The organism is Nonomuraea cavernae, assembly GCF_040655715.1.
Classification (GTDB): domain Bacteria; phylum Actinomycetota; class Actinomycetes; order Streptosporangiales; family Streptosporangiaceae; genus Nonomuraea; species Nonomuraea cavernae_A.
The window spans coordinates 170,585-193,041 of record NZ_JBFAKL010000005.1 but is presented as its reverse complement, the minus strand read 5'-3'; the positions used below and the strand labels follow the sequence as shown (position 1 = coordinate 193,041).

Here is a 22,457-nt window from a genome sequence, read left to right as displayed (position 1 = left end):
GTCCGGGTGCCGTACGTGCTTTTCCCGCGCAACCGTGTAATTCTGATTACATGGAAAGCGAGGAGATCACCGCACAGCTCCGAGGCTGGTTCACCGGGCGACTGCCTGAGGGCTGGTTCACCGGGCCGCCGGAGATCGTCAGAGACCGCGAGGAGATCGCGGTGTTCGGCACGCTGCCCGAGCCGGCCGGCGACCTGCCCGAGGCCGAGCGGGCCGCCCTCGTCGACGGGCTGATCAGAAGGTTCCGGGAGGAGACCCGCGAGCGCCGGATCGAGATCGCCAAGGAGGCCGAGCGCAGGTTCCGGCAGAAGGTGTCGTGGGGCGTCGTCTGCGGCGACCAGGTCGTGATGTTCACCACACTGTCGGTGCCGGTGATGACCCGGTTGCGCCAGCCCGAACGGCAGGTCCTCGACACGCTCGTGGCCGCCGGGGTGGCCCGCAGCCGCAGCGACGCGCTGGCCTGGTGCGTGCGGCTGGTGGGCAAGAACACCGACACCTGGCTGGCCGAATTGCGCGACGCCCTGCAGCATGTCGATCGAGTTCGCTCCACCGGGCCGGACGTCCAATCCTGAGGGCACGCAGCGCGAATCGTCCGGGCATTGGTTTATACCTCTCCGCACATTGGTTTAGACCAAGTAGATTGGCCTAAACCACTGCTCTGACGAATTCTTTTAAAACGCTTCCGCCTGGGTAGGCTCCCCCAATCGTCAAGGCCGCTGCCTGCGACGGAGCTCGTGCGAACAGGTCTATGCCAATTGGCTTTCGCGCGGCCTCGTCGTTAATGATGGCTGGGCCCTGAGAAGTGTGGAGGAGCCGGAGCCGTGTCCCTTTCCGTGGAAGTACCAGCCCCGACCAGCAATAGCGAATTGGTCGCGTGGGTGAGCGACATAGCCGCCCTGACCCAACCCGACCGGATCGAATGGTGTGACGGCTCGGAGGAGGAGTGGACGCGCCTGACCAACCTGCTCGTCGAGCAGGGCACCATGACGCGCCTGGCGAAGCGGCCCAACAGCTTCTACGCCAAGTCCGACCCGAGCGACGTGGCCCGGGTCGAGGACCGTACCTTCATCTGCTCCGAGCGGGAGGAGGACGCGGGCCCGACCAACAACTGGATCCCGCCCGCGGAGATGCGCGACACGTTCGGCAAGCTCTTCAAGGGCTGCATGCGCGGCCGCACGATGTACGTCGTGCCGTTCTCCATGGGCCCGCTGGGCGGCGAGATCTCGCAGCTCGGAGTGGAGATCACCGACTCCGCCTACGTCGCGGTGTCCATGCGGATCATGACCCGCATGGGGGAGCGGGCGCTGCGCCTGATCGAGGAGCGCGGAGCGGCGCGAAAGGCCGGACAGAGCGACCACGAGCAGGACTTCGTGCGCTGCGTGCACAGCGTCGGCGCGCCGCTCGGAGACGGGCAGGACGACGTCCCGTGGCCGTGCAGCTCCACCAAGTACATCAGCCACTTCCCGGAGACCCGCGAGATCTGGTCCTACGGGTCCGGCTACGGCGGCAACGCGCTGCTGGGCAAGAAGTGCTACGCGCTGCGCATCGCCAGCACCATGGCCCGCGACGAGGGCTGGCTGGCCGAGCACATGCTCATCCTCAAGCTCACGCCGCCGTCCGGGGAGACGCGTTACATCGCCGCGGCCTTCCCCAGCGCGTGCGGCAAGACCAACCTCGCCATGCTCCAGCCGACCATCCCCGGCTGGAAGGTCGAGACCGTGGGCGACGACATCGCCTGGATGAGGTTCGGCGACGACGGCCGGCTCTACGCCATCAACCCGGAGGCCGGCTTCTTCGGCGTCGCGCCGGGCACCGGCCAGACCACCAACGCCAACGCGGTCAAGACGCTCTGGGGCAACAGCATCTTCACCAACGTCGCCCTCACCGACGACGGCGACGTGTGGTGGGAGGGCCTCACCGACGAGGTCCCCGCGCACCTCACCGATTGGAAGGGCCGTTCCTGGACGCCCGGCGGCGATGAGCCCGCGGCCCACCCGAACGCCCGGTTCACCACGCCGGCGTCGCAATGCCCGACGATCGCACCCGAGTGGCAGGACCCCACGGGCGTGCCCATCTCGGCGATCCTGTTCGGCGGTCGCCGCGCCACCGCGGTGCCGCTCGTGACCGAGTCGCTGAGCTGGGAGCACGGCGTCTTTCTCGGAGCCAACGTCGCCTCCGAGAAGACCGCCGCCGCCGAGGGCAAGGTGGGCGAGCTGCGCCACGACCCGTTCGCGATGCTGCCGTTCTGCGGCTACAACATGGGCGACTACTTCGCCCACTGGCTGAAGATCGGCCGTCGTGAGGGTGCCCGGCTGCCGCGCGTCTACTACGTCAACTGGTTCCGCAAGAGCGCCGACGGCCGCTACATCTGGCCGGGCTTCGGCGAGAACAGCCGCGTGCTCAAGTGGATCGTGGAGCGCCTCAACGGCGAGGCCAAGGCCGTGCCCACGCCGATCGGGCTGCTGCCCGACGCGCTCGACACCGAGGGCCTCGACCTGCCCGAGGAGGACCTGCGCACGCTGCTCTCCGTCGACCGCGAGGTGTGGCGCGAGGAGGCGGCGCTGATCCCGGACCACTTCGCGACGTTCGGCTCCCACCTGCCCAAGGAGCTGTGGGACGAGTACAACGCCCTGCTCGACCGCTTGTCCTGACCCGGCCCGGTACGGCTCGGCGCACCGGGCCGTACCGGCGGATCCCGTTCCGTCCGGCCAGGGTACGGTGTACCCAAACAAGCGCTTGGACAGGAGGCGGGATGCGGATCGTCGACATGGGCGGCGGGGCACTCGGGCCGGGGGACGAGGGGCCGCACCAGCCGGGGCCCGATCTCCTGTGGAACGAGTCCTACTACCTCGATTTCGTCTCCGAGGACGGCGAGCTGGGCGGCTACGTCCGGCTCGGCCTCTACCCGAATTGGGGCCGGGCCTGGTACTGGGCCTGTCTGGCCGGTGCGGACGGCCGGCAGCGCATGATCGTCGACCACGACGTCAAGCTCCCGACCGGCGCCGACCTGGACGTCAGCGGCGACGGCTACACCGCCACCCAGCGGACCGTCGAGCCCATGGAGGCGGTCCGTCTCACGCTCGCCGCCGACGACCTCCACCTCGACCTGGAGTGGCGGACCGCCGGCGGTGTCTACGGCTACGGGCTCACCTCGCGCTACGAGATCCCGTGCCGGGTGAGCGGCACCGTCGGCGGCCGCCCCTTCGACGGCCACGGACAGCGTGACCACAGCTGGGGCGTGCGCGACTGGTGGTCGGTCTCCTGGCTGTGGAGCAGCGGCCGGCTGGAGGACGGGACGTACCTGCACGGCATGCAGGCCAACGTCGGAGTCGCGCTGCCCTGGCCCGCGTTCACCGTGCCGCCGGACGGGCAGGTCGAGCACGTGGAGGGTTTCTCCGCGGCCACCGAGTTCGCGGGCGACCGGCCGAGCGCCGCCCGGCTGGCCTTCCCCGGCCTGGGAACGACCGTCGAGCCGCTGGCCGATGCCCCTGTGGAGCTGATCTCACCCGACGGGACGCTCGCCCGGTTCTCCAGGTCGATGTGCCGGTTCGTGACCGACGACGGACGGGTGGGCCATGGCTGGACCGAGTGGCACCAGCCGCCGGGCTGGCGCGAGCACGGATGGGGTCCCTTGCTCTGACGTGGCAGGACATCCTAGGTTCGCTGCATGATCGTGGACGCGCACCAGCACTTCTGGAACCTTGAGACCGGCTCCTACCCTTGGCTGACCCCTGAGGCCGGAGTGCTCTACCGGACCTACCGCCCCGAGGATCTGGCGCCCGAGCTCGCGGCGGCCGGGGTCGAGGCCACGGTGCTGGTGCAGGCGGCCGACTCCTACCAGGAGACCGACTCCATGCTGGCCCTGGCCGACGCGCACGACTTCATCGCCGGGGTCGTCGGCTGGGTGCCGCTGACACGTCCTGACGAGACCGGCGAGGCCCTGGAGCGCTACCGCGGACATCCGCGCTTCTCGGGGGTCCGTCATCTCATCCACGACGAGCCCGACCCCGACTGGGTGGTCCAGGACACCGTGCTGGAGTCGCTCGGGCTGCTCGCGGAGGCGGGCCTGACCTTCGACGTCGTCTCGCTGCTGCCCCGCCACCTCGACCACGTGGTCACCATCGCCGAGCGCCATCCCACCCTGAGGATCGTCATCGACCACCTGTCGAAGCCGTCGATCAAGGACCACGTGTGGGAGCCGTGGGCCTCCGGGCTGGCCCGCGCCGCCGCCTGCCCCAACGTGTACGCCAAGGTGTCGGGGCTCGTCACCGAGGCCGACCACGCCAACTGGACCGTGGAGGATCTGCGGCCCTACGTCGACTACGCGGTCGAGACGTTCGGGCCCGAACGCCTGATGGCCGGCAGCGACTGGCCCGTCGCGCTGCTCGCGGCCGACTACCAGACCGTCTGGCGGGTCACGTCCGCCCTGCTCAGCGGCACGGACCGGGACCTCGTCCTCGGCGGCACCGCAGCGCGTTTCTACGGGTTTAGCTGACTTTCGGGGGGAAACCCTTGTGACGTGGGCGGACTTCGTTGCGTCGACGGATCTTTCCTGACCGTCACGCCCGTCGCGTGCACGGACAGCGTCGGCGCCCCGTACGAGATCACTCTGGAGCTCCGTCGCGACGGCACGCCGTACGGAACGGTGGGTGAGAGGTGCGGGTGGGTGCTCGCGCGGGTGGCGCGCGGCGTCGACGAGGCGCGTCAGGGGCGCGGAGAGGCGCGGCGCTGGTCCGACCCCGACGACAGGTTCCCCGACGAGGCGCCCGACAGTGAGCTGTTCTCGTTCCGCTATCGCACCCGGTCGGGCACCGTCGGCGGTGGTGAGCTGCGCTGCCAGCTGCGGACGATCCCGATGTGGGTGCCCGGGCGGGAGCGTCCTGGCAGGTGGCGGCTGACGCGCCGGGCCTTCGTCGAGGCGTGGGGCGCGGGCGGCGTGGGCATGCGGGCGGTGCTCACCTCGGCGGAGCTGGCGTCGTTCGTACGGGGGCTGGTCGACGAGGCGGAGGGCTGTCTGGGTGGCCGCAACCTGGCCCGCAATCCGGTCGAAGATCTCGGCAGGAATCCCATTGAGGGGGCGGGCAGGGGCTAAACCCGGTGATAATTGCCTGTTAGGTCATTCGACCCGAGGCACAGCACCGCTGGGGAGGACTCCGTGGGCCTGCGCGACCTGGTCTACCGGGTGTATGAGCGCCGCTTGGAGAGCAAGCTGTCCAAGGACAGCGTGCCCCGGCATGTCGGGGTCATCATCGACGGCAACCGCCGCTGGGCGCGTGCCATGGGCATGCGCGACGTGGCCAGCGGTCACCGCAAGGGGGCCGACAAGATCTCCGAGCTGCTCAGCTGGTGCCACGAGAGCGGAGTCGAGGTCGTCACGGTCTGGATGCTGTCCAACGACAACCTCAACCGGCCCCGCGAGGAACTGGAGCCGCTCCTGCGCATCATCGAGGACGTGACGCAGGAGCTGGTGGACGCGGGCTGGCGGATAAGTCCGGTGGGGGCGCTCGACCTGCTGCCGGACAGAACTGCCAATGTCCTGAAAAATGCAAAAGAAGTTACATCACACCGTCCGGGCCTGATTGTGAACGTTGCAGTTGGGTATGGAGGAAGACGTGAGATTGCCGATGCGGTGCGCTCACTCCTCCAGGAGCATGCCAGCAAGGGTGCCAGCATCGAGGACCTCGTCGAGGTACTCGATGTCGAGCACATCGCGGAGCATCTTTACACTCGCGGCCAACCCGATCCGGACCTCCTCATCCGGACCTCGGGCGAGCAGCGCCTGTCGGGCTTCATGCTCTGGCAGAGCGCTCATTCCGAGTTCTACTTCCACGAGGCCTACTGGCCCGACTTCCGCAGGGTGGACTTCCTGCGGGCGCTGCGCGATTACGCTGCGAGACATCGACGTTACGGTTCATAACCGGACATCTGGGTATGATGCACGTAACGTTGTAAGTGTTCGACCGCAGGTCGGACGCTACGGAGGGGGCCCGCCTTTGCGCCAGGACACTGCCGAAGGGGCCGGCACCCCGGCACCACCGGCCGGTCACGGCCGGAGATCCCGGGCCCGGTCCGAATCCCACCTCGTCTGCAGGGCGCCCGTCCTCTTGGGCGCCCGGGGGAGAACGTGTGGCAGTGTCCTCGAGCAACCCTTCGACCCAGCCCGCCAAGCGCACCTACGTTCTGGACACCTCGGTCCTGCTCGCCGACCCGGCGGCGATGACCCGCTTCGCCGAGCATGAGGTCGTCCTCCCGATCGTGGTGATCACGGAGTTGGAGGGAAAGCGGCACCATCCCGAACTCGGTTACTTCGCGCGGAAGGCCCTGCGCTATCTCGACGACCTGCGCGTGCAGTACGGCAGGCTGGACGAGCCGATGCCGACAGGGGATGGCACGATCAGGGTCGAGCTCAACCACAGCGACCCATCCATCCTGCCCGTCGGGTTCCGCCTGGGCGACAACGACACCCGCATCCTGACCGTGGCCCGCTCACTGGCCGCCGAGGGTTGCGACGTCGTCCTGGTCTCCAAGGACCTGCCCATGCGGGTCAAGGCGGCCTCGATCGGCCTGGCGGCCGAGGAATACCGCGCCGAGCTGGTCGTCGAATCCGGGTGGACCGGCATGGCCGAGATCCAGGTGACGACCGAGGACGTCGAGACGCTCTTCGACCAGGGCACCGCCGAGGTGGAGGAGGCTCGCGAGCTGCCCACGCACACCGGCCTGCGGCTGCTGTCGTCCAAGGGGTCCGCGCTCGGCCGGGTGCTGCCCGACAAGTCGGTACGGCTGGTGCGCGGCGACCGCGAGGTGTTCGGCCTGCACGGCCGCTCCGCCGAGCAGCGCATCGCGCTCGACCTGCTGATGGACCCTGAGATCGGCATCGTCTCGCTCGGCGGCCGGGCCGGCACCGGCAAGTCGGCGCTGGCGCTCTGCGCGGGCCTGGAGGCCGTGCTGGAGCGCCGCCAGCACCGCAAGGTGATCGTCTTCCGGCCGATCTACGCCGTGGGCGGTCAGGAGCTCGGCTACCTGCCGGGCACCGAGGGCGAGAAGATGGGCCCGTGGGGGCAGGCCGTCTACGACACGCTGGGCGCCATCACCTCACCCGAGGTGATCGAGGAGGTGCTCGACCGGGGCATGCTGGAGGTGCTGCCGCTCACGCACATCCGGGGCCGCTCGCTGCACGACGCGTTCGTGATCGTGGACGAGGCCCAGTCGCTGGAGCGCGGCGTGCTGCTCACCGTGCTCAGCCGGATCGGCGCCAACTCGCGGGTGGTGCTCACCCACGACATCGCCCAGCGCGACAACCTCCGGGTCGGCCGGCACGACGGCGTGGTCGCGGTGGTGGAGAAGCTCAAGGGCCATCCGCTGTTCGCGCACGTCACGCTGACCAGGTCCGAGCGGTCGCCGATCGCGGCACTGGTGACCGAGATGCTGGAGGACATCACGCTCTAGATCATGTGCGATCAGCTCATTTGAGATCGCCGCAGATGAACCGCCCCTCCGTCTTGGGGGGGCGGTTCCTGTACGTGTGAATGATCTTGACCTGTTCGAGGGCGGCGTCCTGCTGGGCCGTGCAGACGATCTGGGCCATGGCCGGCCTGCTCAGCGTGCCCTCGCCCCTGACGTAGACCGTCAGCGTGGAGGTCCTCGGCAGTTGGACCTCGTCGCGCTGTACGGGATTGAGAGAGTCCTCGATGCGCTCCAGGGTGAATCCCCGCAGCGCGGTGTCCAACTGGCCGAGCGGCTGCGTGGAGGCCGCGAACAGGGCGGTGAGCAGACTCTCCACCGCGTCGGACTCGACGTCGGCCGGCTCCCTCGTCAGCTCGCCGTCCTTCAGCAGGAAGATGGTCTTGGACGGGGGCGGGACCTGGATGACCGGTGGTCTGGTCCGCTCCTCCACGGCGTTGGGCGAGATGCCGCAGCCGGCCACCGCGAGCCAGGCGGCCAGCACGAGTGCCATACGGGTCCTCATGGCCGCGGCAGCCAGACGGTGAACAGCGTCCCCGGGTCCTGGGGGCGTACGGAGATGGTGCCGCCGTGCAGGTGGACGTTGGCCCGTGCGATCGACAGGCCGAGACCGCTGCCCTGGCTGCGGGCCCGGCCCGCGCCCGCCTTGTAGAAGCGGTCGAAGACGTGGGCCAGCGCCTCCGCCGGGATGCCCTTGCCGTGGTCGCGCACCTTCACCTCCAGGCCGTTCTCGGTGCCCCTGGCGTTGACCAGCACGGGAGGCTGCCCGTGCTTGAGCGCGTTGCCGACGAGGTTGGCCACGACGACGTCGAACCTCCTCGGGTCCAGGTTGACCGTCAGGTTCCGCGGGGCCTTGACCTGCACCTGCTTGCTCCAGCCGCGTACCTCCAGGCAGTCCTGGATCGCGTCGGCCACGTTGACCGGCTCCAGGTTGAGCGTCGCGGTGCCGGCGTCGAAGCGGCTGATCTCGATCAGGTGCTCGATCAGCTCGCGCAGCCGCTCGATCTCGCCGAGCACCAGCCGCACCGCCTCGGCCGACTCCTCGGGCAGCCGGTCGGCCTCGTCGTAGAGCACGTCGGCCACGGCGGTCATCGCGGTGAGCGGGGTGCGCAGCTCGTGCGAGACGTCGGCGACGAACCGGCGGGACATGGCCTCCAGCGAGCGCAGCTCGGCCACGCTCAGTTCCAGCGCCGCCGCCGCGTCGTTGAACCTGGCGGTGAGCTCGGCCAGCTCGTCCTGGCCGTGGACCGGCAGCCGGGTGTCCAGCCTGCCCTCACCGAGGGCCTGGGCGGCCGCGCTGAGCCGCCTGACGGGTAGCAGCACCTGCCGGGCCGACAGCCAGGCCACGACCAGGGCGATCAGCACGATGACCGCGCCGCCCTGGGTGAGCGTGCTCCGCAGCGTGCTCAGCTGGCTCTCCTCGTCGCGCAGCGGGAAGAAGACGAAGGCCCGCAGCCCGGTCGGCTCGGCCGCGGGGCCGCTCTGGCGGTAGACCTCGGAGCCGACGATGAGCCAGAGCTCGCCGTGGATCACCTTGCGCTGGCTCACCACGTTCTGCTTGGCCCTGCCGTACAGCTCGTTCGGCACGTCGGCCATGGTCAGCGGGCCGTCGGCGTAGGCCAGGTTGCGGTACTCCACCGTGACGCTGCGGCCGGGGCCGTCGAGCGCCTGGGCCAGCTCGGCGAGGTTCTGGCTGGTGGGCGGCGCCTCGCCCTGCCTGAGCCGGCCGACGGGGAAGGTGATCCGGTTCAGCTCCCGGACGACCACGTCCACGGCGGTGTCCTCGGCCCGCTGGACCAGGGCGGCCTTGGCGAGTTCGAAGCCGATGGTGGCGACCAGGACCGAGGCGGTGACCGCGACCAGGGTGAAGGTGATGACCAGGCGCGCCCGCAGTCCGGTGGGCAGCGGGATCACGGCGGGCTGAACCGGTAGCCGAACCCGCGGACGGTGTGGATGAACACCGGCTCCGCCGGGCGTGGCTCGATCTTCGCCCGGACCCGCTGCACGCAGGCGTCGACCAGGCGCGAGTCGGCGACGTGCGTGTGGTCCCAGACGGCCCGCAGCAGGTAGCGCCGGTTGAGCACCTGGCCGGGGTGCCGGACCAGCTCCAGCAGCAGCCGCAGCTCCGTCGGAGTCAGGTGGATCTCCTTCTCGCCCAGCATGACCTTGAGCGCGCCCCGGTCGATCATCAGGTCGCCGAACGCGATGCGGTCGGAGGCGGCCGACTCGGCCCGGCGCAGGATGGCCCGGATGCGGGCGTCCAGCACCCGGGGCTCGACCGGCTTGACCACGTAGTCGTCGGCGCCCGCCTCCAGGCCCACGACCACGTCGAGGTCGTCGCCACGGGCGGTGAGCAGGATGACGGGAAGCTGGTCGAGCCGGCGGATCCGGCGGCACACCTCGACGCCGTCGATGCCGGGCAGCATGACGTCGAGGATCGCGATCTCGGGGCGGCGCGACCGGATGTGGTCGAGGGCCTCCTCGCCTGTGGCGTAGGAGGTGACGGAATGCCCCTGTCTGGTCAGCGCGAGCTCCAGAGCCGTACGGACTGAGGGATCGTCTTCGACGAGGAGTATTCCGGCCACGCGCACATTATTCTTCCAACCTGCCAATATGCAGGTTGTGTCATAGAACTGTGACATGCCGCGCACATGACCACAAAGAGCCCGCGAGACCCTGGAATACGGCCCTCCCTTCGGTTACGGGAGCCCGAGGGGCGGGCCGACCATGTGATGAAAATCACACTATTTACGAAATGCCACGCTAACGCCATGGTTGCCCCCTGGAAGGTAAACCGAATATCCCGTTTCGGTTGCGGACCACCCCCCCACACAGGGCAAGCTCATAGGTCGTGAGCCCAGGTCCGCAGTTGAGAGAGCGCCGTGCGCCCGAAAGCTCCCGCTCGCGCCGTTCGTCCTCGCGGCTGACCCCGAAGCGGGTGCTCGGCGTCGGCCTCACCGTGGTGATCGTCTTTGGCGGCGGCGGCTACGTCGCCTACCGCGCGGTGCAGAACGCCAACACCCCGCCCACCCCGTTCTCGGCCGAGGAGTTCGGCAAGATCGCCAGCGGCGACCTCAACGCGCCCGATCCCGAGACCGACACGCTCAAGGAGTCGGCGGTCCAGGCATACAGGGCCGACCAGCTCAAGAAGGGCCGCACGGGCGGCAGCAGCAAGGACTTCGACTGGGTCGAGGTCAAGGAGAGGGGACCCGGCGGCAACGGGTTCCCGCCCGCCAACTTCCCGCCCGGCAGCAACCCGTCCCCCGGCAGCAACAAGGCCGCCGCCAGGAGCATGCTGGCGTCGTTCGGCTTCGGCGCCGACCAGTGGGGCTGCCTGGAGAGCCTCTGGCAGAAGGAGAGCGGCTGGAACGAGCGGGCGATGAACCGCTACTCCGGCGCCTACGGCATCCCTCAGTCGCTGCCCGGCAGCAAGATGGCCAGCGCCGGCGGCGACTGGCAGACCAACGCCGCCACCCAGATCAAGTGGGGCCTCGGATACATCAAGGGCCGCTACGGCACGCCGTGCGGCGCCTGGGGACACTCCCAGGCCAGGGGTTGGTACTGACAGGTCATCATTTCCCTCTGTAATCGGCAAGCCGTCGCGCCCGGCGAGATAGGGCGGCGCACGCTGACCCCATGGGTGTGAAGGTCAGTGTGATCGTCAATGTCCACAACCCGGGTGATACGGCCGACGCGTGCCTGCACTCCGTGCTGGAACAGACTCTGCCCGCGGACGACTATGAAGTGATCTTCGTGGACGACGGGTCCACGGACGGGATCGCGGATCGGCTCGACACCGTCGCCGCGGTGCGCCGGAACGTGAAGGTGCTGCACCTGCCCCACACGGGCTCGCCGATGCGGGGCCGCAACGTCGCCATCGCGGCCGCCCAGGGCGACTACGTCTACCTGATGGACCAGTGCGACCGGCTGGAGCGCGACGCCGTCGCGCGGATGTACGACAGGGCCGTGGAGACGGACGCCGACGTGCTCGTCGGCCGGCTCGTACGGGACTGGGGGCCGCCGGTGGCCGCGTTCGAGCAGAGCAGGGCCCGTGCCGACATCCTGCGTGACCGGCTGTTCAGCCTGCTCACCCCGCACAAGCTCTACCGCCGCGCGTTCCTGGAGGAGCACGGCCTGGGCTTCGCCGTACCCGGCGGGCGCGTCGCCGAGCAGGCGTTCGTGGTCCGCGCCTACCTCCAGGCCAAGATCATTTCGGTGCTCGCCGAGCACGTCTGCTGCCACCTGGGCGAGCGGACCGAGCCGGCGGACGACCCGCGCGCCCTCGTGGCCGAGCTCCGGTCGCTGCTGAACGACATCGACACCCACATCGGCGAAGGCCGCCACCGCGACCGCATGTACGGCCACTGGTTCCGCTCCACCGTGCTCAGGCCGTTCGTAGGGGCCAGGTTCGCCGCCTCGTCCGTCGACCGCAGCCTGTACTTCACCCTGCTCAGGGACCTCGTGCTGGAGCGCTTCCCCGAGCGGCTCGACCGTTACCTGCCCGTCCAGCTACGGGTCGTGGCCGCCCTGCTGCGCATCGGCCGGCTCGACCAGCTCGTCATCCTGGCCAACTCCACGGGACGCACCGGGCTGCGCGCCGACCTGACCGAGGTCCGGTGGGACGCCCACGTGCTGGTGCTGGAGCTGGCCGTCGAGCTCCTCGGCAACAACGGCCAGCCGGCCAGGTACCGCACGGAGAACGACCGGCTCTACTGGACCCCGCCGCGCTCCGTCGACGCCCGGCTCCTGCCGGACGACGTCACGGAGGTCAGCTCCGCCGTCGAGCGCGCCCGCATCGAGGTCTACGTACGGCACGCGGAGACGGGCGTGGTGCACTTCCTGCCCGTGGCCTACCAGGTGGAGCTGCTCAAGGACGGTCGCCGGCACACCAGGGTGCGGATCCTCGGCGAGGCCCGGGTCGACGTGACCGCGGCCGCCCTGGGAGAGCCGCTGCGGCCCGGCCAGTGGGAGGTGCACGTCCGCATGTACGGCGGGGCGCACCAGGCCAGGAGCCGCGTCGGGCGCCCCGAGGGCCCGCTCAACTGCATGGGCGTGCTGTCACAGCGGCCCAGGACGCGGCTGGTGGTGCCCTGCTGGAGCGACATCGGGGAACTGGGCCTGGCCATCGAGCCGCGCTCGTTCTCCGAATCGGTCGCGCTGGTGTCGCCGGGCGTGTCCATCCGGCGGCTGGACGGGCACGTGTACGTCGTCCTGCCCGTGCCGTACGTGCCGCCGAGCGGCGGGCCGCCGGTGGAGCTGGTGCTGCGCAACGCCGCCAGGCGGTCGCGTGAGGTGTCCGCGCCCGCCCTGGTCGAGCCGGGGCTGCCGGGGAAGCTCGCCGGCCAGCTCGTCGCCAAGGTGCCGGTCAAGCGGATGCTGCCGGGCCGCGACCAGCTCGGCCCCGGCGCCTGGCTGTCGTCGCTGCGCACCGCCGACGACGAGATCGGGCTGCGGTTCGGGCTGGAGATGCGCAGAGGGAAGATCGTGGTGCGCCCGTCGGCCGCCGTGGACCCCGAGCGCCGCTCGCCGATGGGCAGGGACACGGTGTGGCACCGCCTGGGCCGCCGCCTGCCCGGCGCGCGGCACCTGGTGCGGCTGGCGCGCGCGGGCAAGCACCGCTATCTCAGGGACTGAGTTCTCAGCCCGGAGAAGGAGTACCTGTAGACGGGACGCCCGGCAGCACTCCCTGATCACGTGGTCACGAGCGGCTGATAAACTGCCGTCATGACCGCGTACCTGTCCAGCTGGTGGCCCGCCTCCTAGGCGGCATCCGCAGCGACAGTTACGCGTCCGGCCGCCTCGACGAGGCGGCCGTCGGCATTTCCAGGGGCGTCCCGTCGAGCATCTCGACAGACGAAAGGCACAACCCGTGACCACCACCTGGGCCGCACTGCTCGGCACGCTCCTCGACGGCACCTCGCTCACCACCCGGCAGGCCGCCTGGGCCATGGAGCAGATCATGTCCGGCGCCGCGACGGACGCGCAGATCGCCGCGTTCGCGGTCGCCCTGCGCGCCAAGGGCGAGACCGTCGCCGAGGTCGCTGGGCTCGCCGACGGCATGCTGGCGAGGTCGTCCGCCATCCGCATCGCGGGCGACACCGTCGACCTGGTCGGCACCGGCGGCGACCGGGCCAACACGGTCAACGTCTCTACCATGGCCGCCATCGTCACCGCGGCCGCCGGAGCGCGGGTCGTCAAGCACGGCGGCCGGGCCGCCTCGTCCTCCACGGGAGCCGCCGACGTGCTGGAGGAGCTCGGCGTCCGGATCGACCTGCCGCCCGCCGCGGTCGTCCGGGTCGCGGAGGAGGTCGGCATCACGTTCTGCTTCGCGTCCACCTTCCACCCGGCGCTCAAGCGCGCCTCCGGTCCCCGGCGCGAGCTCGGCATCCCCACGGTGTTCAACTTCCTCGGGCCGCTCACCAACCCCGCCCTGCCGGCGGCCCAGGCGGTGGGTGTGTTCGACCCGGGCATGGCTCCGGTGATCGCGGGCGTCCTGGCCGAACGCGGCGGCTCCTCGCTCGTCTTCCGCGGGGACGACGGCCTCGACGAGCTCACCACCTCGGGCCCGTCCACCGTCTACGTCGTACGGCGGGGCACGGTCACCCGCACCGCCCTGGACCCCGCCGACCTCGGCATCCCCCGGGCCAAGCCCTCCGACCTGCGGGGCGGCGACCCCGCGCACAACGCCCGGGTGGTCCGGGCGGTCCTCGCCGGCGAGCCCGGACCGATCCGCGACATCGTCCTGCTGAACGCCGCCGCCGCTCTGGTCGCCGCCGAGGGCACCCCGCCCGCGGCCGACCTCACCTCGGCTCTGGGGGCGGCCCTCAAACGCGTCGCGGACGCGGTCGACTCCGGAGCCGCCGCCCTCCTGCTCTCCCGATGGGCCGCGGCGACCAGCCGGTGACTCCTGGGGCCGTCAGGACGGGGGCCTGGTCATGGCCAGCACGTCAAGGGCGGCGTCGAGTTGCTCCTCGGTGATGCGGCCCTCGGCCACGTGGCCCCGTTCGACGACGACCTCACGGATGGTCCTGCGTTCGGCCAGGGCCTGCTTGGCGACCTTGGCGGCCTCCTCGTAGCCCAGATACCGGTTGAGCGGGGTGACGATCGACGGTGAGGACTCCGCGTACTCGCGCAGCCGCTCCACGTTGGCCGTGATCCCCGACACGCACCGGTCGGCCAGCAGCCGCGACACGTTGGCCAGCAGCCGGATCGACTCCAGGATGTTGCGGGCGATGACCGGAAGCTGCACGTTGAGCTCGAAGGAGCCCGAGGCGCCCGCGAACGTGATGGCGGCGTCGTTGCCGATGACCTGCGCCGCGACCATGGCCGTGGCCTCGGGGATCACCGGGTTGACCTTGCCGGGCATGATGGACGAGCCCGGCTGCAGATCCGGCAGGTTGATCTCGCCGAGCCCGGCCAGCGGGCCCGACCCCATCCAGCGCAGATCGTTGGCGATCTTGTTCAGGGAGACGGCCACCACCTTGAGCTGGCCGGAGAGCTCGACCATGGAGTCCTGCGCGCTCTGGGCCTCGAAATGGTCCATCGCCTCGCGGAACGGGATGCCGGTCGCCTCGCGCAGCTTGGCGATCGCCCTCTCGGCGAACCCCGGCGGCGTGTTGATGCCGGTGCCCACGGCCGTGCCGCCCAGCGGCAGCTCCAGCACGTGGCCCAGGGCCGACCTGACCCGCACCAGCCCGTGCTCGATCTGCGAGGCGTAACCGCCGAACTCCTGGCCCAGCGTCACCGGCGTGGCGTCCATCAGGTGGGTCCGGCCCGACTTCACCACCTGGTCGAACTGGATCGCCTTGGCCCGCAGCGCCGCCGCCAGATGTTCGAGGGAGGGCAGCAGATGGTAGGACACCTCGGTCGCCGCGGCCACGTGGATCGAGGTCGGAAACACGTCGTTGGACGACTGCGAGGCGTTGACGTCGTCGTTCGGGTGCACCGGACGGCCCAGCCGCTCCTGGGCGAGCGTGGCGACGACCTCGTTGACGTTCATGTTGGACGACGTGCCCGACCCCGTCTGGAAGACGTCGATCGGGAAATGGGCGTCGTGCTCGTTCTCCGCGACGTCGGCCGCCGCCTGCGCGATCGCCTCCGCGACCTCCTTGTCGATGACGCCCAGCTCGGCGTTGACCTCGGCGGCGACCGCCTTGATCAGGCCGAGCGCGGCGATATGGGACGGCTCCAGCTGCCGCCCGGAAACCGGGAAGTTCTCAACCGCCCGCTGCGTCTGCGCCCGCCATCTGGCCCCCGCGGGTACGCGCACTTCGCCCATCGAGTCATGTTCGATACGGAACTCGCTCATGCCTCCAGTCTGACCCACGGGTGCGGGATCGGCCCGGCGCGAGCCCACCGGATCGGCTCACACACCGGACCTGCCTGGTCAGCCCGACAGAACCGCCACGATCAGGATGGCGATCACCACGGCGGCGCCCGCGGCCACGGCCATCAGGATGAGCATTCCGGTGCGGTTGCCGCTCGACGGCTGCTCGGGCCCGACGATCGAGAACAGGTCGGTGCCGAGCCCCTGGGCGCGGTCGTCCTCGGGCGACGGAAGCGGAGCCGGGATCTGCTGTGGCCCCGGCGGCGACATCGGCGGCGAAGGCAGCGGGTAGACCTGCTGGCCCGGCGAGTTGTGGGGGTTCGGCTGCTGCACCCGCCTGGTGGTGACCGCGCCCTCGTCGCCCGGCCAGCCGGGAGCGGGGCCCTGCGGCAGCGGCGTCTTGGGCCGCATCATGCTGACGGTGCGCTCGGGATCGTGACCGCCCTGTGGTCCCGAAGCGGCTCCGCCCTGCGTGGGCCGCGGGACTGTGCCTGGCCCGCGCGGGCCGGCCGTGTCGGCCTGCTGCCCGAACTGCTGCGGGCCCCGTCCTCGTGGCTCCTGCCCGTACGGGCCGGGTCCTTGAGGGGAGCCCTGCGGGCCCGCCGGGCCCCGGCCGTAGGCGGCGTCGGCACCCGGCCCCTGCGGACCGGAGCCGTGCGACCCGGACCCCTGCGGGCCTGGCCCTTGCGGGCGGAGGTCGTGCGGACCGGGCGCCTGTGGGCCGACGCCATGTGGGCGGGGCGCCTGCGGGCCGGGCCCCTGCGGACCGGCCCCGTGTGGACCGGGCCCGTGCGGACCGGGCCCGTGCGGACCGGACGTCTGCGGGCCGGACGTCTGCGGGCCGGGCGGCTGCGGGCCGGCGGCTCCGCGCGAGCCAGGGCCGGCGGGGCCCGAGGGCCCGTGCGCCCCGGAGGGGGCGTGCGAGCCGGACGTGGAGCCGCGGCCTTGGGCAGGCTCGCCACGGACCTGTTCGTACGGCGAGCCGGCGCCACGGCCGGGACCGAAGGCGCTGGGCGCTGCCCCCTGGTCGAACGCGGAGCGCGCTCCCTGGTAGGGCGGCTGGGCATGGGGCACGGCGGCCTCCCGATCGGTCAAGGCCTCGGCCGTGATCACCGGCATCTCGTTGGTGGGCGTGTCGGCGACCATCCTGAGCAGCGTCTCCGCCTTCGCCGCGGACAGCCGCTGCTGGTAGTCCTTGTTGAGCAGCCCGACGAGCACCGGCCGCAGCTGACCGGCCTGGGTGGGCGGGTCGGCCGTCTCGCTGAGCAGCGCCGCCAGCGTCTCGGCGATCGTGGCCCGCTCGTAGGCGGGACGCCCCTCGACGGCGAAGTAGAGCGTGGCGCCGAGCGACCAGATGTCGGACTCGGGGCCGGTGTATTCGCCCCTGGCGCGTTCCGGGGCGGTGTAGCCGGGGGACCCGATCACCATGCCGGTCTTGGTGAGCTTGGAGTCGCCCTCGGCCTTGGCGATGCCGAAGTCGGTCAGCACGACGCGGCCGTTCTGGGTGATCAGCACGTTGCCCGGTTTGACGTCGCGGTGCGTGATGCCCTGGGCGTGCGCGGCACGCAGCGCGCCCAGCAGGTCGACGCCGATCTCGGCCACCAGCCGGGGCGGCAGCGGACCCTCCTCGTCGATCACCTGCTCCAGCGAACGGCCCTCGATGAGCTCCATGATGATCCACGGGCTGTTGCCGTGGATGAGCACGTCGTGGATCGAGGCTACGGCCGGATGGTTGATCCGGGAGGCGATGCGCCCCTCGCGGACCATGCGTTCGCGCAGCTCGGCGCGTTGTTCCTCGGTGAGCCCGGAGTCCTGGCGGATCTCCTTGACAGCCACCTCGCGTCCCAGAGCACGGTCACGGGCCCGCCACACGGTGCCCATGGTGCCTCGGCCGAGCGGCGAGATCAGCTCGTAGCGCTCTGCGAGCAGGCGTGTCTGCTGTTCCGGCATGAAAAGAAGATATCGATTCTCGCTTGGGAAGTGCTTTAGCCTCGCTTGCGAAGTTCTCTTGGCCAGAACCGTCGAGGGAGGCACAACTTTATCACCGTCGTCTTGAAGCGGGCATAAGCAGAAGGCACCGGTCGTGCTTCGACTCTTTTCCGGTGCACTCCCTCGCCGGCCCTGCGCTCCTGCCGGGGCGCGGGCACGGTGACCGCCACCGGCTCCGCCCGGTGCAGGCCACGATGCGTCGTCCTGCGGGCGAACGCGGGCGTCGGGGGAGCGGCCGGCGAACGCACGGGCCGCCGCGCGGCCAGTGGCTCCTCGGCCGAGCCGCCCGCCGCCACACGCGCCAGCATCAGCGAGGCTCGTACGGAGTCGAGCCTGGTCTGGGGGTCGATGCGGAGCAGTGCGTCGAGCACCGGGGCCAGTGGGCCCGCCTTGGTCATCGGGATCGGCTCACCGCTGGTGAGCGCGGCCAGCGCGGCGGCGGCCGTGCGGCGGCCGTGCAGACCCCTGCCCTCGACGGCCGTGTAGAGCGTCGCGCCGAGTGACCACAGGTCACCGGCCGGGCTCGCCTTCGCGCCGAGCACCCGCTCGGGGGCGATGTAGCCGGCGGAGCCGAGCACGATGCCCGCCTGGGTGATGGAAACGTCACCTTCGAGCGCGGCCAGGCCGAAGTCGGTGAGCACCGCGCGGTCTTCGGTCACCAGCACGTTGCTGGGCTTCACGTCGCGGTGCAGGATGCCCTTGGCGTGGACGGCGCGTAGCGCGCCGAGGATCTGCCGGCCGATCTCCGCCGCCTGGCGCGGGTGCAGCGGACCGTTCTGCTGCACGAGCTGCTCAAGTGACCTGGCCTGGAGCAGCTCCATCACGATCCACGGGCGGTCGTCCTCGGTGACCACGTCGAACACGGTGATGACCGACGGGTGCGCGACCATCGCGGTCGCCCTGCCCTCACGCTCGGTGCGCGCGCACAGCTCGGCCCGCAGCTCTTCGTCGAGCACGGCCGGCAGGCGCACCTCCTTGACCGCCACGTGACGGTCGAGCAACTCGTCGTGCGCCCGCCAGACGGTGCCCATGCCGCCGCGTCCGACCGGTTCCAAAAGCCGGTAGCGCGCGGCGAGGAGGTAACCGGAGGGCGCACGCATGCCTGGCAGCTTACCTATTTGTGTAAACCGACCAGTAGAGGCGTGGCCGATAAAATGTTGCGATTCTGAGTCAACCTGCCTGACTCGGTTCGTCAGTAAAGTGGCGGTCGCATCAGGCCCGCCGACCCTGATTTTCCGCCGTCGGAGCGATGGCCGGCACGCCGCCCTTTCGGGCCGTCGAGGCCGCCGAAGTGCTGGTCGATGCCGGGTCCGAGCGGCGGGCCGGTCGATCATGGTCGCGATCCCGGCAGGCCGGTCCGGGCGTCTGACCGGGAGCCTGACGCGGTGGCTCGGACTCGCCGCGACCGCCCCCCGCCACGGGCTTCCGCGCCCGCTTCGGGCGCCGCCCCGACGGCCCGTCCGGAGATCGCGCCGGTGCCGAGGGCCGTGAGCGCGGGGGGCCCGGATCGCGCCGGGGCCGAATGGGGGCGTGTTCCCGCAGCTCACCGCATTGTGTGCGCTGTCCGCTCACTTCGTACAGAAAGGTGTGTGATGCTCAGTAAGTGCTTCGCAGGTGTCAGGTCTGGTTGCTGACAAGAACTCTCCCGAACGCGTCAGCACGTTGTAAGGGTGCTGTAAGGGGGCGGGGGCAGAGTGGGGACACACGTAAGTAAGTCCTGTGAAGAGGTCCGGAAAGTGTCGCCTTCTGAATCCCGCGCAACAGGAGCCATCATCTGAGAGGTGCACCATGTGCAGTCACTTCCCCGCTTGCCCCAGTGCCGACTCGCCCGACCGTGAGGCGTCGCACGTGATCTCGGCGCACCCCGGTCAAGGGTGGAGCCTGCTCTGCAACGGCGTCGTGCTGTTCGAGGACACCGGTCTGCTGCTGCCCGACGGCCGGGTCGTCGCCCCCCACCGGGCGCCCGTCGCCGCGTGAGCCGCCGGCGGGTGGTGCCGAGCGGTGTGAGCGCCCACCCGGCACCTTTCCGGCCGCCCGCCTAACGGCGGCCGATGCTCAGCACCGGCCCCGTGGCGTCGGCGAAGAAGTCTTCGCCCTTGTCGTCCACGACGACGAACGCGGGGAAGTCCTCGACCTCGATCTTCCAGACCGCTTCCATCCCCAGCTCGGGATATTCCAGGACCTCGACCTTCTTGATGCAGTCCTGGGCCAGCCGGGCCGCCGGGCCGCCGATCGAGCCCAGATAGAAGCCGCCGTACTTCTGGCACGCGTCCGTGACCTGCTTGGACCTGTTGCCCTTGGCCAGCATCACCATCGAGCCGCCCGCCGACTGGAAGCGTTCGACGTAGGAGTCCATGCGTCCGGCGGTCGTGGGCCCGAACGAGCCGGAGGCGTAGCCCTCGGGCGTCTTGGCCGGGCCGGCGTAGTAGACCGCGTGGTCCTTCAGGTACTGCGGCATCTCGCCGCCCTCGTCGAGCAGCTCGGCGATCTTCGCGTGCGCGATGTCGCGGGCGACCACCAGGGGGCCGGTCAGGGAGAGCCGTGTCCTGACCGGATATTTCGTCAGCTCGGCCAGGATCTCGGGCATGGGGCGGTTGAGGTCGACCGAGACGACGTCGTCCGAGAGGTGCTCGTCGGTGGTGTCGGGCAGGAAGCGGGCCGGGTCGGTCTCCAGCTGCTCCAGGAAGACGCCCTCAGGGGTGATCTTGGCCAGGGCCTGCCGGTCGGCCGAGCAGGAGACGGCGATGGCCACCGGGCAGGAGGCGCCGTGCCGGGGGAGCCGGATGACGCGGACGTCGTGACAGAAGTACTTGCCGCCGAACTGCGCGCCGATGCCGAGCTTCTGGGTCAGCTCGAAGACCTTGGCCTCCAGCTCCAGGTCACGGAAGCCGTGCCCGGCCGGCGACCCTTCGGTGGGGATCGAGTCGAGGTAGCGGGCGCTGGCGTACTTGGCGGTCTTGAGGGCGTATTCGGCGGAGGTGCCGCCCACGACGATCGCCAGATGGTACGGCGGGCAGGCGGCGGTGCCGAGCGAGCGGATCTTCTCCTCCAGGAAGGCCAGCATGCGCTTCTCGTTGAGCACCGCCTTGGTCTCCTGGTAGAGGAACGACTTGTTGGCCGAGCCGCCGCCCTTGGCCATGAACAGCAGTTTGTACTCGTCGGCGTGGCCGAAGGGGTCTTCGGCGTAGAGCTCGATCTGGGCGGGCAGGTTGTCGCCCGTGTTCTTCTCCTCCCACATGGTCAGCGGGGCCATCTGGGAGTAGCGGAGGTTGAGCTTGGTGTAGGCGTCGTAGACGCCGCGCGAGATGTGCTCGGCGTCGCGGCCGTCGGTCAGGACGTGGCGGCCGCGCTTGCCCATGACGATCGCGGTGCCGGTGTCCTGGCACATGGGCAGCACGCCGCCGGCCGAGATGGAGGCGTTCTTGAGCAGGTCGAGCGCGACGAACCGGTCGTTGCCGCTGGACTCGGGGTCATCGATGATCTTGCGGAGCTGGGCCAGGTGCGACGGCCGCAGGTAGTGCGAGATGTCGTGCACGGCCGTCTCGGTGAGCAGCCGCAACGCCTCCGGGTCGACCTCCAGGAACGTACGGCCCGCTGCCTCGACTCTCCGCACCCCCTCCGATGTGATCAGCCGGTATGCGGTCTCGTCGGCGCCCAGCGGAAGCAGGTCGGTGTAGTCGAACTCGGCCATGACCATCCTTTCGATCCCCCAAAGGGTACGCCCACGGCCGCGTGCGTTCGTGCCATGGGGGCGTACGGTATGGGCGGTCTGTCAGGTGGCGTCGGCGGCGAGCCGGACCGGCTCGGGGGAGCGGCCGGCGGTGAGGCCCACCACGATGCCCGCGATCACCAGGCCCGCGCCGAGCAGGTCGTAGCCGGAGGGCGTGGCGATGCCCAGCACCAGCCCCGTGCTGATCGCGCCGACCGGGATGAGCCCGGCGAACAGTCCCGCCCGGCCGGGGCCCAGTTTGGGCAGCGAGGTGTACCAGAGGAAGAACGCCACCACCGTCACCACCGTCGCCAGGTAGCCGAACCCGAGCGCCTCGGCCGCCGTCGGCGCCCGCAGCATCCCGGCGCCTTCCCTGACCAGCCCGATCAGGGCCAGCATGGGCACAGCCAGCATCGTCGAGTAGGCGCTCACCCGGATCGCCCCCAGCTTGGGCAGCAGCGGGATGGCCAGCAGCGAGAAGCTGATCTCTCCGACCAGCGCGCCGAGCGCCCACAGCAGGCCGGGCAGGTTGCCGCTGCCGAGCCCCGTGGCGAGCGTCGCGCCCGTCACCACCACGACGGCCCCGGCGAGCAGCCGTGGCGAGGGCCGGCCCCCGGCCAGCGCGAGGGCCAGCGGCACGGTGCCGAGCACGGTGCCGACCAGCGCGGGGCCCGAGGCGCGGGTGGACTCGATGACGCACACGTTGAAGATGACCAGCCCGAGCATCGCCAGCCCGCCGAGCAGCGCCCACTCCTTGGCGGTGAGCCGGACGAACCGCAGGCCCATCGCCCAGGTCACGACGAGCAGGATGACCACCGCCACCAGGTAGCGCACCGCCTGCCCGCCGTAGAGGGGGTAGTCCGCGATCAGTCCAGACACTCCGGCCAGCGTCCCCACGATGAACATGGCGCTGGCCGCGCCGGTCACGCCGTTTCTCATGGAAGGGATGGTAGGGAGACAATGGTTCTGCCA

At 70.5% G+C, this 22,457-nt stretch carries 19 protein-coding genes; 11 read left to right on the top strand and 8 right to left on the bottom strand.

The features are described 5' to 3' along the window. The first annotated feature begins 50 nt into the window (after positions 1-50). The 7 genes from AB0I38_RS09510 to AB0I38_RS09480 all read left to right on the top strand — a co-directional run bounded on the left by AB0I38_RS09510 (position 51) and on the right by AB0I38_RS09480 (position 7,446). Positions 51-572 carry a hypothetical protein gene (locus tag AB0I38_RS09510; RefSeq protein WP_358464668.1) on the top strand — a complete coding sequence of 174 codons (522 nt, stop codon included), beginning with the start codon at positions 51-53 and terminating at the stop codon, positions 570-572. A 249-nt stretch (positions 573-821) separates the two neighbouring features. Continuing rightward, positions 822-2,651 carry a phosphoenolpyruvate carboxykinase (GTP) gene (locus AB0I38_RS09505; protein WP_358464665.1) on the top strand — a complete coding sequence of 610 codons (1,830 nt, stop codon included), beginning with the start codon at positions 822-824 and terminating at the stop codon, positions 2,649-2,651. A gap of 101 nt (positions 2,652-2,752) precedes the next feature. After that, complete coding sequence (locus AB0I38_RS09500) at positions 2,753-3,640, top strand: DUF7064 domain-containing protein (RefSeq protein ID WP_358464662.1); 888 nt, start codon at positions 2,753-2,755, stop codon at positions 3,638-3,640. A 27-nt stretch (positions 3,641-3,667) separates the two neighbouring features. Then, a complete protein-coding gene (locus AB0I38_RS09495; protein WP_358464659.1) occupies positions 3,668-4,495 on the top strand; it encodes an amidohydrolase family protein in 828 nt (275 codons plus the stop codon). Between the two features lie 24 nt (positions 4,496-4,519). Continuing rightward, positions 4,520-5,092, top strand: coding sequence for a hypothetical protein (locus AB0I38_RS09490; RefSeq protein WP_358464656.1), 573 nt, complete (start codon positions 4,520-4,522; stop codon positions 5,090-5,092). A 63-nt stretch (positions 5,093-5,155) separates the two neighbouring features. Beyond that, positions 5,156-5,917 carry an isoprenyl transferase gene (locus AB0I38_RS09485; protein ID WP_358464654.1) on the top strand — a complete coding sequence of 254 codons (762 nt, stop codon included), beginning with the start codon at positions 5,156-5,158 and terminating at the stop codon, positions 5,915-5,917. Positions 5,918-6,126: 209 nt separating this feature from the next. Next, positions 6,127-7,446, top strand: a complete 1,320-nt coding sequence (locus AB0I38_RS09480; protein ID WP_358464651.1) for a PhoH family protein — start codon at positions 6,127-6,129, stop codon at positions 7,444-7,446. Between the two features lie 16 nt (positions 7,447-7,462). Here the strand turns inward: AB0I38_RS09480 and AB0I38_RS09475 are convergent, their stop codons facing one another. From AB0I38_RS09475 to AB0I38_RS09465, 3 genes are read right to left on the bottom strand one after another with little or no spacing between them, the layout of a single operon-like run. Beyond that, complete coding sequence (locus AB0I38_RS09475; RefSeq protein ID WP_358464648.1) at positions 7,463-7,954, bottom strand: hypothetical protein; 492 nt, start codon at positions 7,952-7,954, stop codon at positions 7,463-7,465. 8 nt (positions 7,955-7,962) lie between these two features. Beyond that, the gene (locus AB0I38_RS09470; protein WP_358464645.1) at positions 7,963-9,375 is read right to left on the bottom strand and encodes an ATP-binding protein; all 1,413 of its coding nucleotides are present in this window, start codon (positions 9,373-9,375) and stop codon (positions 7,963-7,965) included. Beyond that, a complete protein-coding gene (locus AB0I38_RS09465; protein WP_189124148.1) occupies positions 9,372-10,046 on the bottom strand; it encodes a response regulator transcription factor in 675 nt (224 codons plus the stop codon). The genes AB0I38_RS09470 and AB0I38_RS09465 overlap by 4 nt, the downstream gene beginning before the upstream one ends. Positions 10,047-10,330: 284 nt before the next feature. On the opposite strand from AB0I38_RS09465, the gene AB0I38_RS09460 reads away from it, so the two are divergent. From AB0I38_RS09460 to trpD, 3 genes are all read left to right on the top strand, one after another. Beyond that, the gene (locus AB0I38_RS09460) at positions 10,331-11,026 is read left to right on the top strand and encodes a lytic transglycosylase domain-containing protein (protein ID WP_358464641.1); all 696 of its coding nucleotides are present in this window, start codon (positions 10,331-10,333) and stop codon (positions 11,024-11,026) included. A 71-nt stretch (positions 11,027-11,097) separates the two neighbouring features. Beyond that, on the top strand, positions 11,098-13,095 hold the full coding sequence (locus AB0I38_RS09455) for a glycosyltransferase family 2 protein (RefSeq protein WP_358464638.1): 1,998 nt from the start codon (positions 11,098-11,100) through the stop codon (positions 13,093-13,095). A gap of 235 nt (positions 13,096-13,330) precedes the next feature. Further along, positions 13,331-14,365 carry an anthranilate phosphoribosyltransferase gene (gene trpD, locus AB0I38_RS09450; RefSeq protein ID WP_358464635.1) on the top strand — a complete coding sequence of 345 codons (1,035 nt, stop codon included), beginning with the start codon at positions 13,331-13,333 and terminating at the stop codon, positions 14,363-14,365. Positions 14,366-14,377: 12 nt separating this feature from the next. Here trpD and AB0I38_RS09445 read toward each other — a convergent pair whose 3' ends face one another. The 3 genes from AB0I38_RS09445 to AB0I38_RS09435 all read right to left on the bottom strand — a co-directional run bounded on the left by AB0I38_RS09445 (position 14,378) and on the right by AB0I38_RS09435 (position 18,876). After that, positions 14,378-15,769 carry a class II fumarate hydratase gene (locus tag AB0I38_RS09445; RefSeq protein ID WP_358464632.1) on the bottom strand — a complete coding sequence of 464 codons (1,392 nt, stop codon included), beginning with the start codon at positions 15,767-15,769 and terminating at the stop codon, positions 14,378-14,380. A 78-nt stretch (positions 15,770-15,847) separates the two neighbouring features. Then, a complete protein-coding gene (locus AB0I38_RS09440; RefSeq protein WP_358464629.1) occupies positions 15,848-17,737 on the bottom strand; it encodes a serine/threonine-protein kinase in 1,890 nt (629 codons plus the stop codon). A gap of 35 nt (positions 17,738-17,772) precedes the next feature. Next, entirely contained in the window at positions 17,773-18,876 is a 1,104-nt protein-coding gene (locus AB0I38_RS09435) for a serine/threonine-protein kinase (RefSeq protein WP_358464626.1), read from the bottom strand. Between the two features lie 688 nt (positions 18,877-19,564). Between AB0I38_RS09435 and AB0I38_RS09430 the strand changes: the two genes are divergently transcribed. Further along, the gene (locus AB0I38_RS09430; RefSeq protein WP_358464623.1) at positions 19,565-19,753 is read left to right on the top strand and encodes a DUF5999 family protein; all 189 of its coding nucleotides are present in this window, start codon (positions 19,565-19,567) and stop codon (positions 19,751-19,753) included. Positions 19,754-19,814: 61 nt separating this feature from the next. Here AB0I38_RS09430 and AB0I38_RS09425 read toward each other — a convergent pair whose 3' ends face one another. Both AB0I38_RS09425 and AB0I38_RS09420 read right to left on the bottom strand, forming a co-directional pair. Beyond that, on the bottom strand, positions 19,815-21,467 hold the full coding sequence (locus tag AB0I38_RS09425; protein WP_358464620.1) for a fumarate hydratase: 1,653 nt from the start codon (positions 21,465-21,467) through the stop codon (positions 19,815-19,817). An 81-nt stretch (positions 21,468-21,548) separates the two neighbouring features. Next, the gene (locus tag AB0I38_RS09420) at positions 21,549-22,424 is read right to left on the bottom strand and encodes a DMT family transporter (RefSeq protein WP_358464617.1); all 876 of its coding nucleotides are present in this window, start codon (positions 22,422-22,424) and stop codon (positions 21,549-21,551) included. Positions 22,425-22,457: the final 33 nt, after the last annotated feature.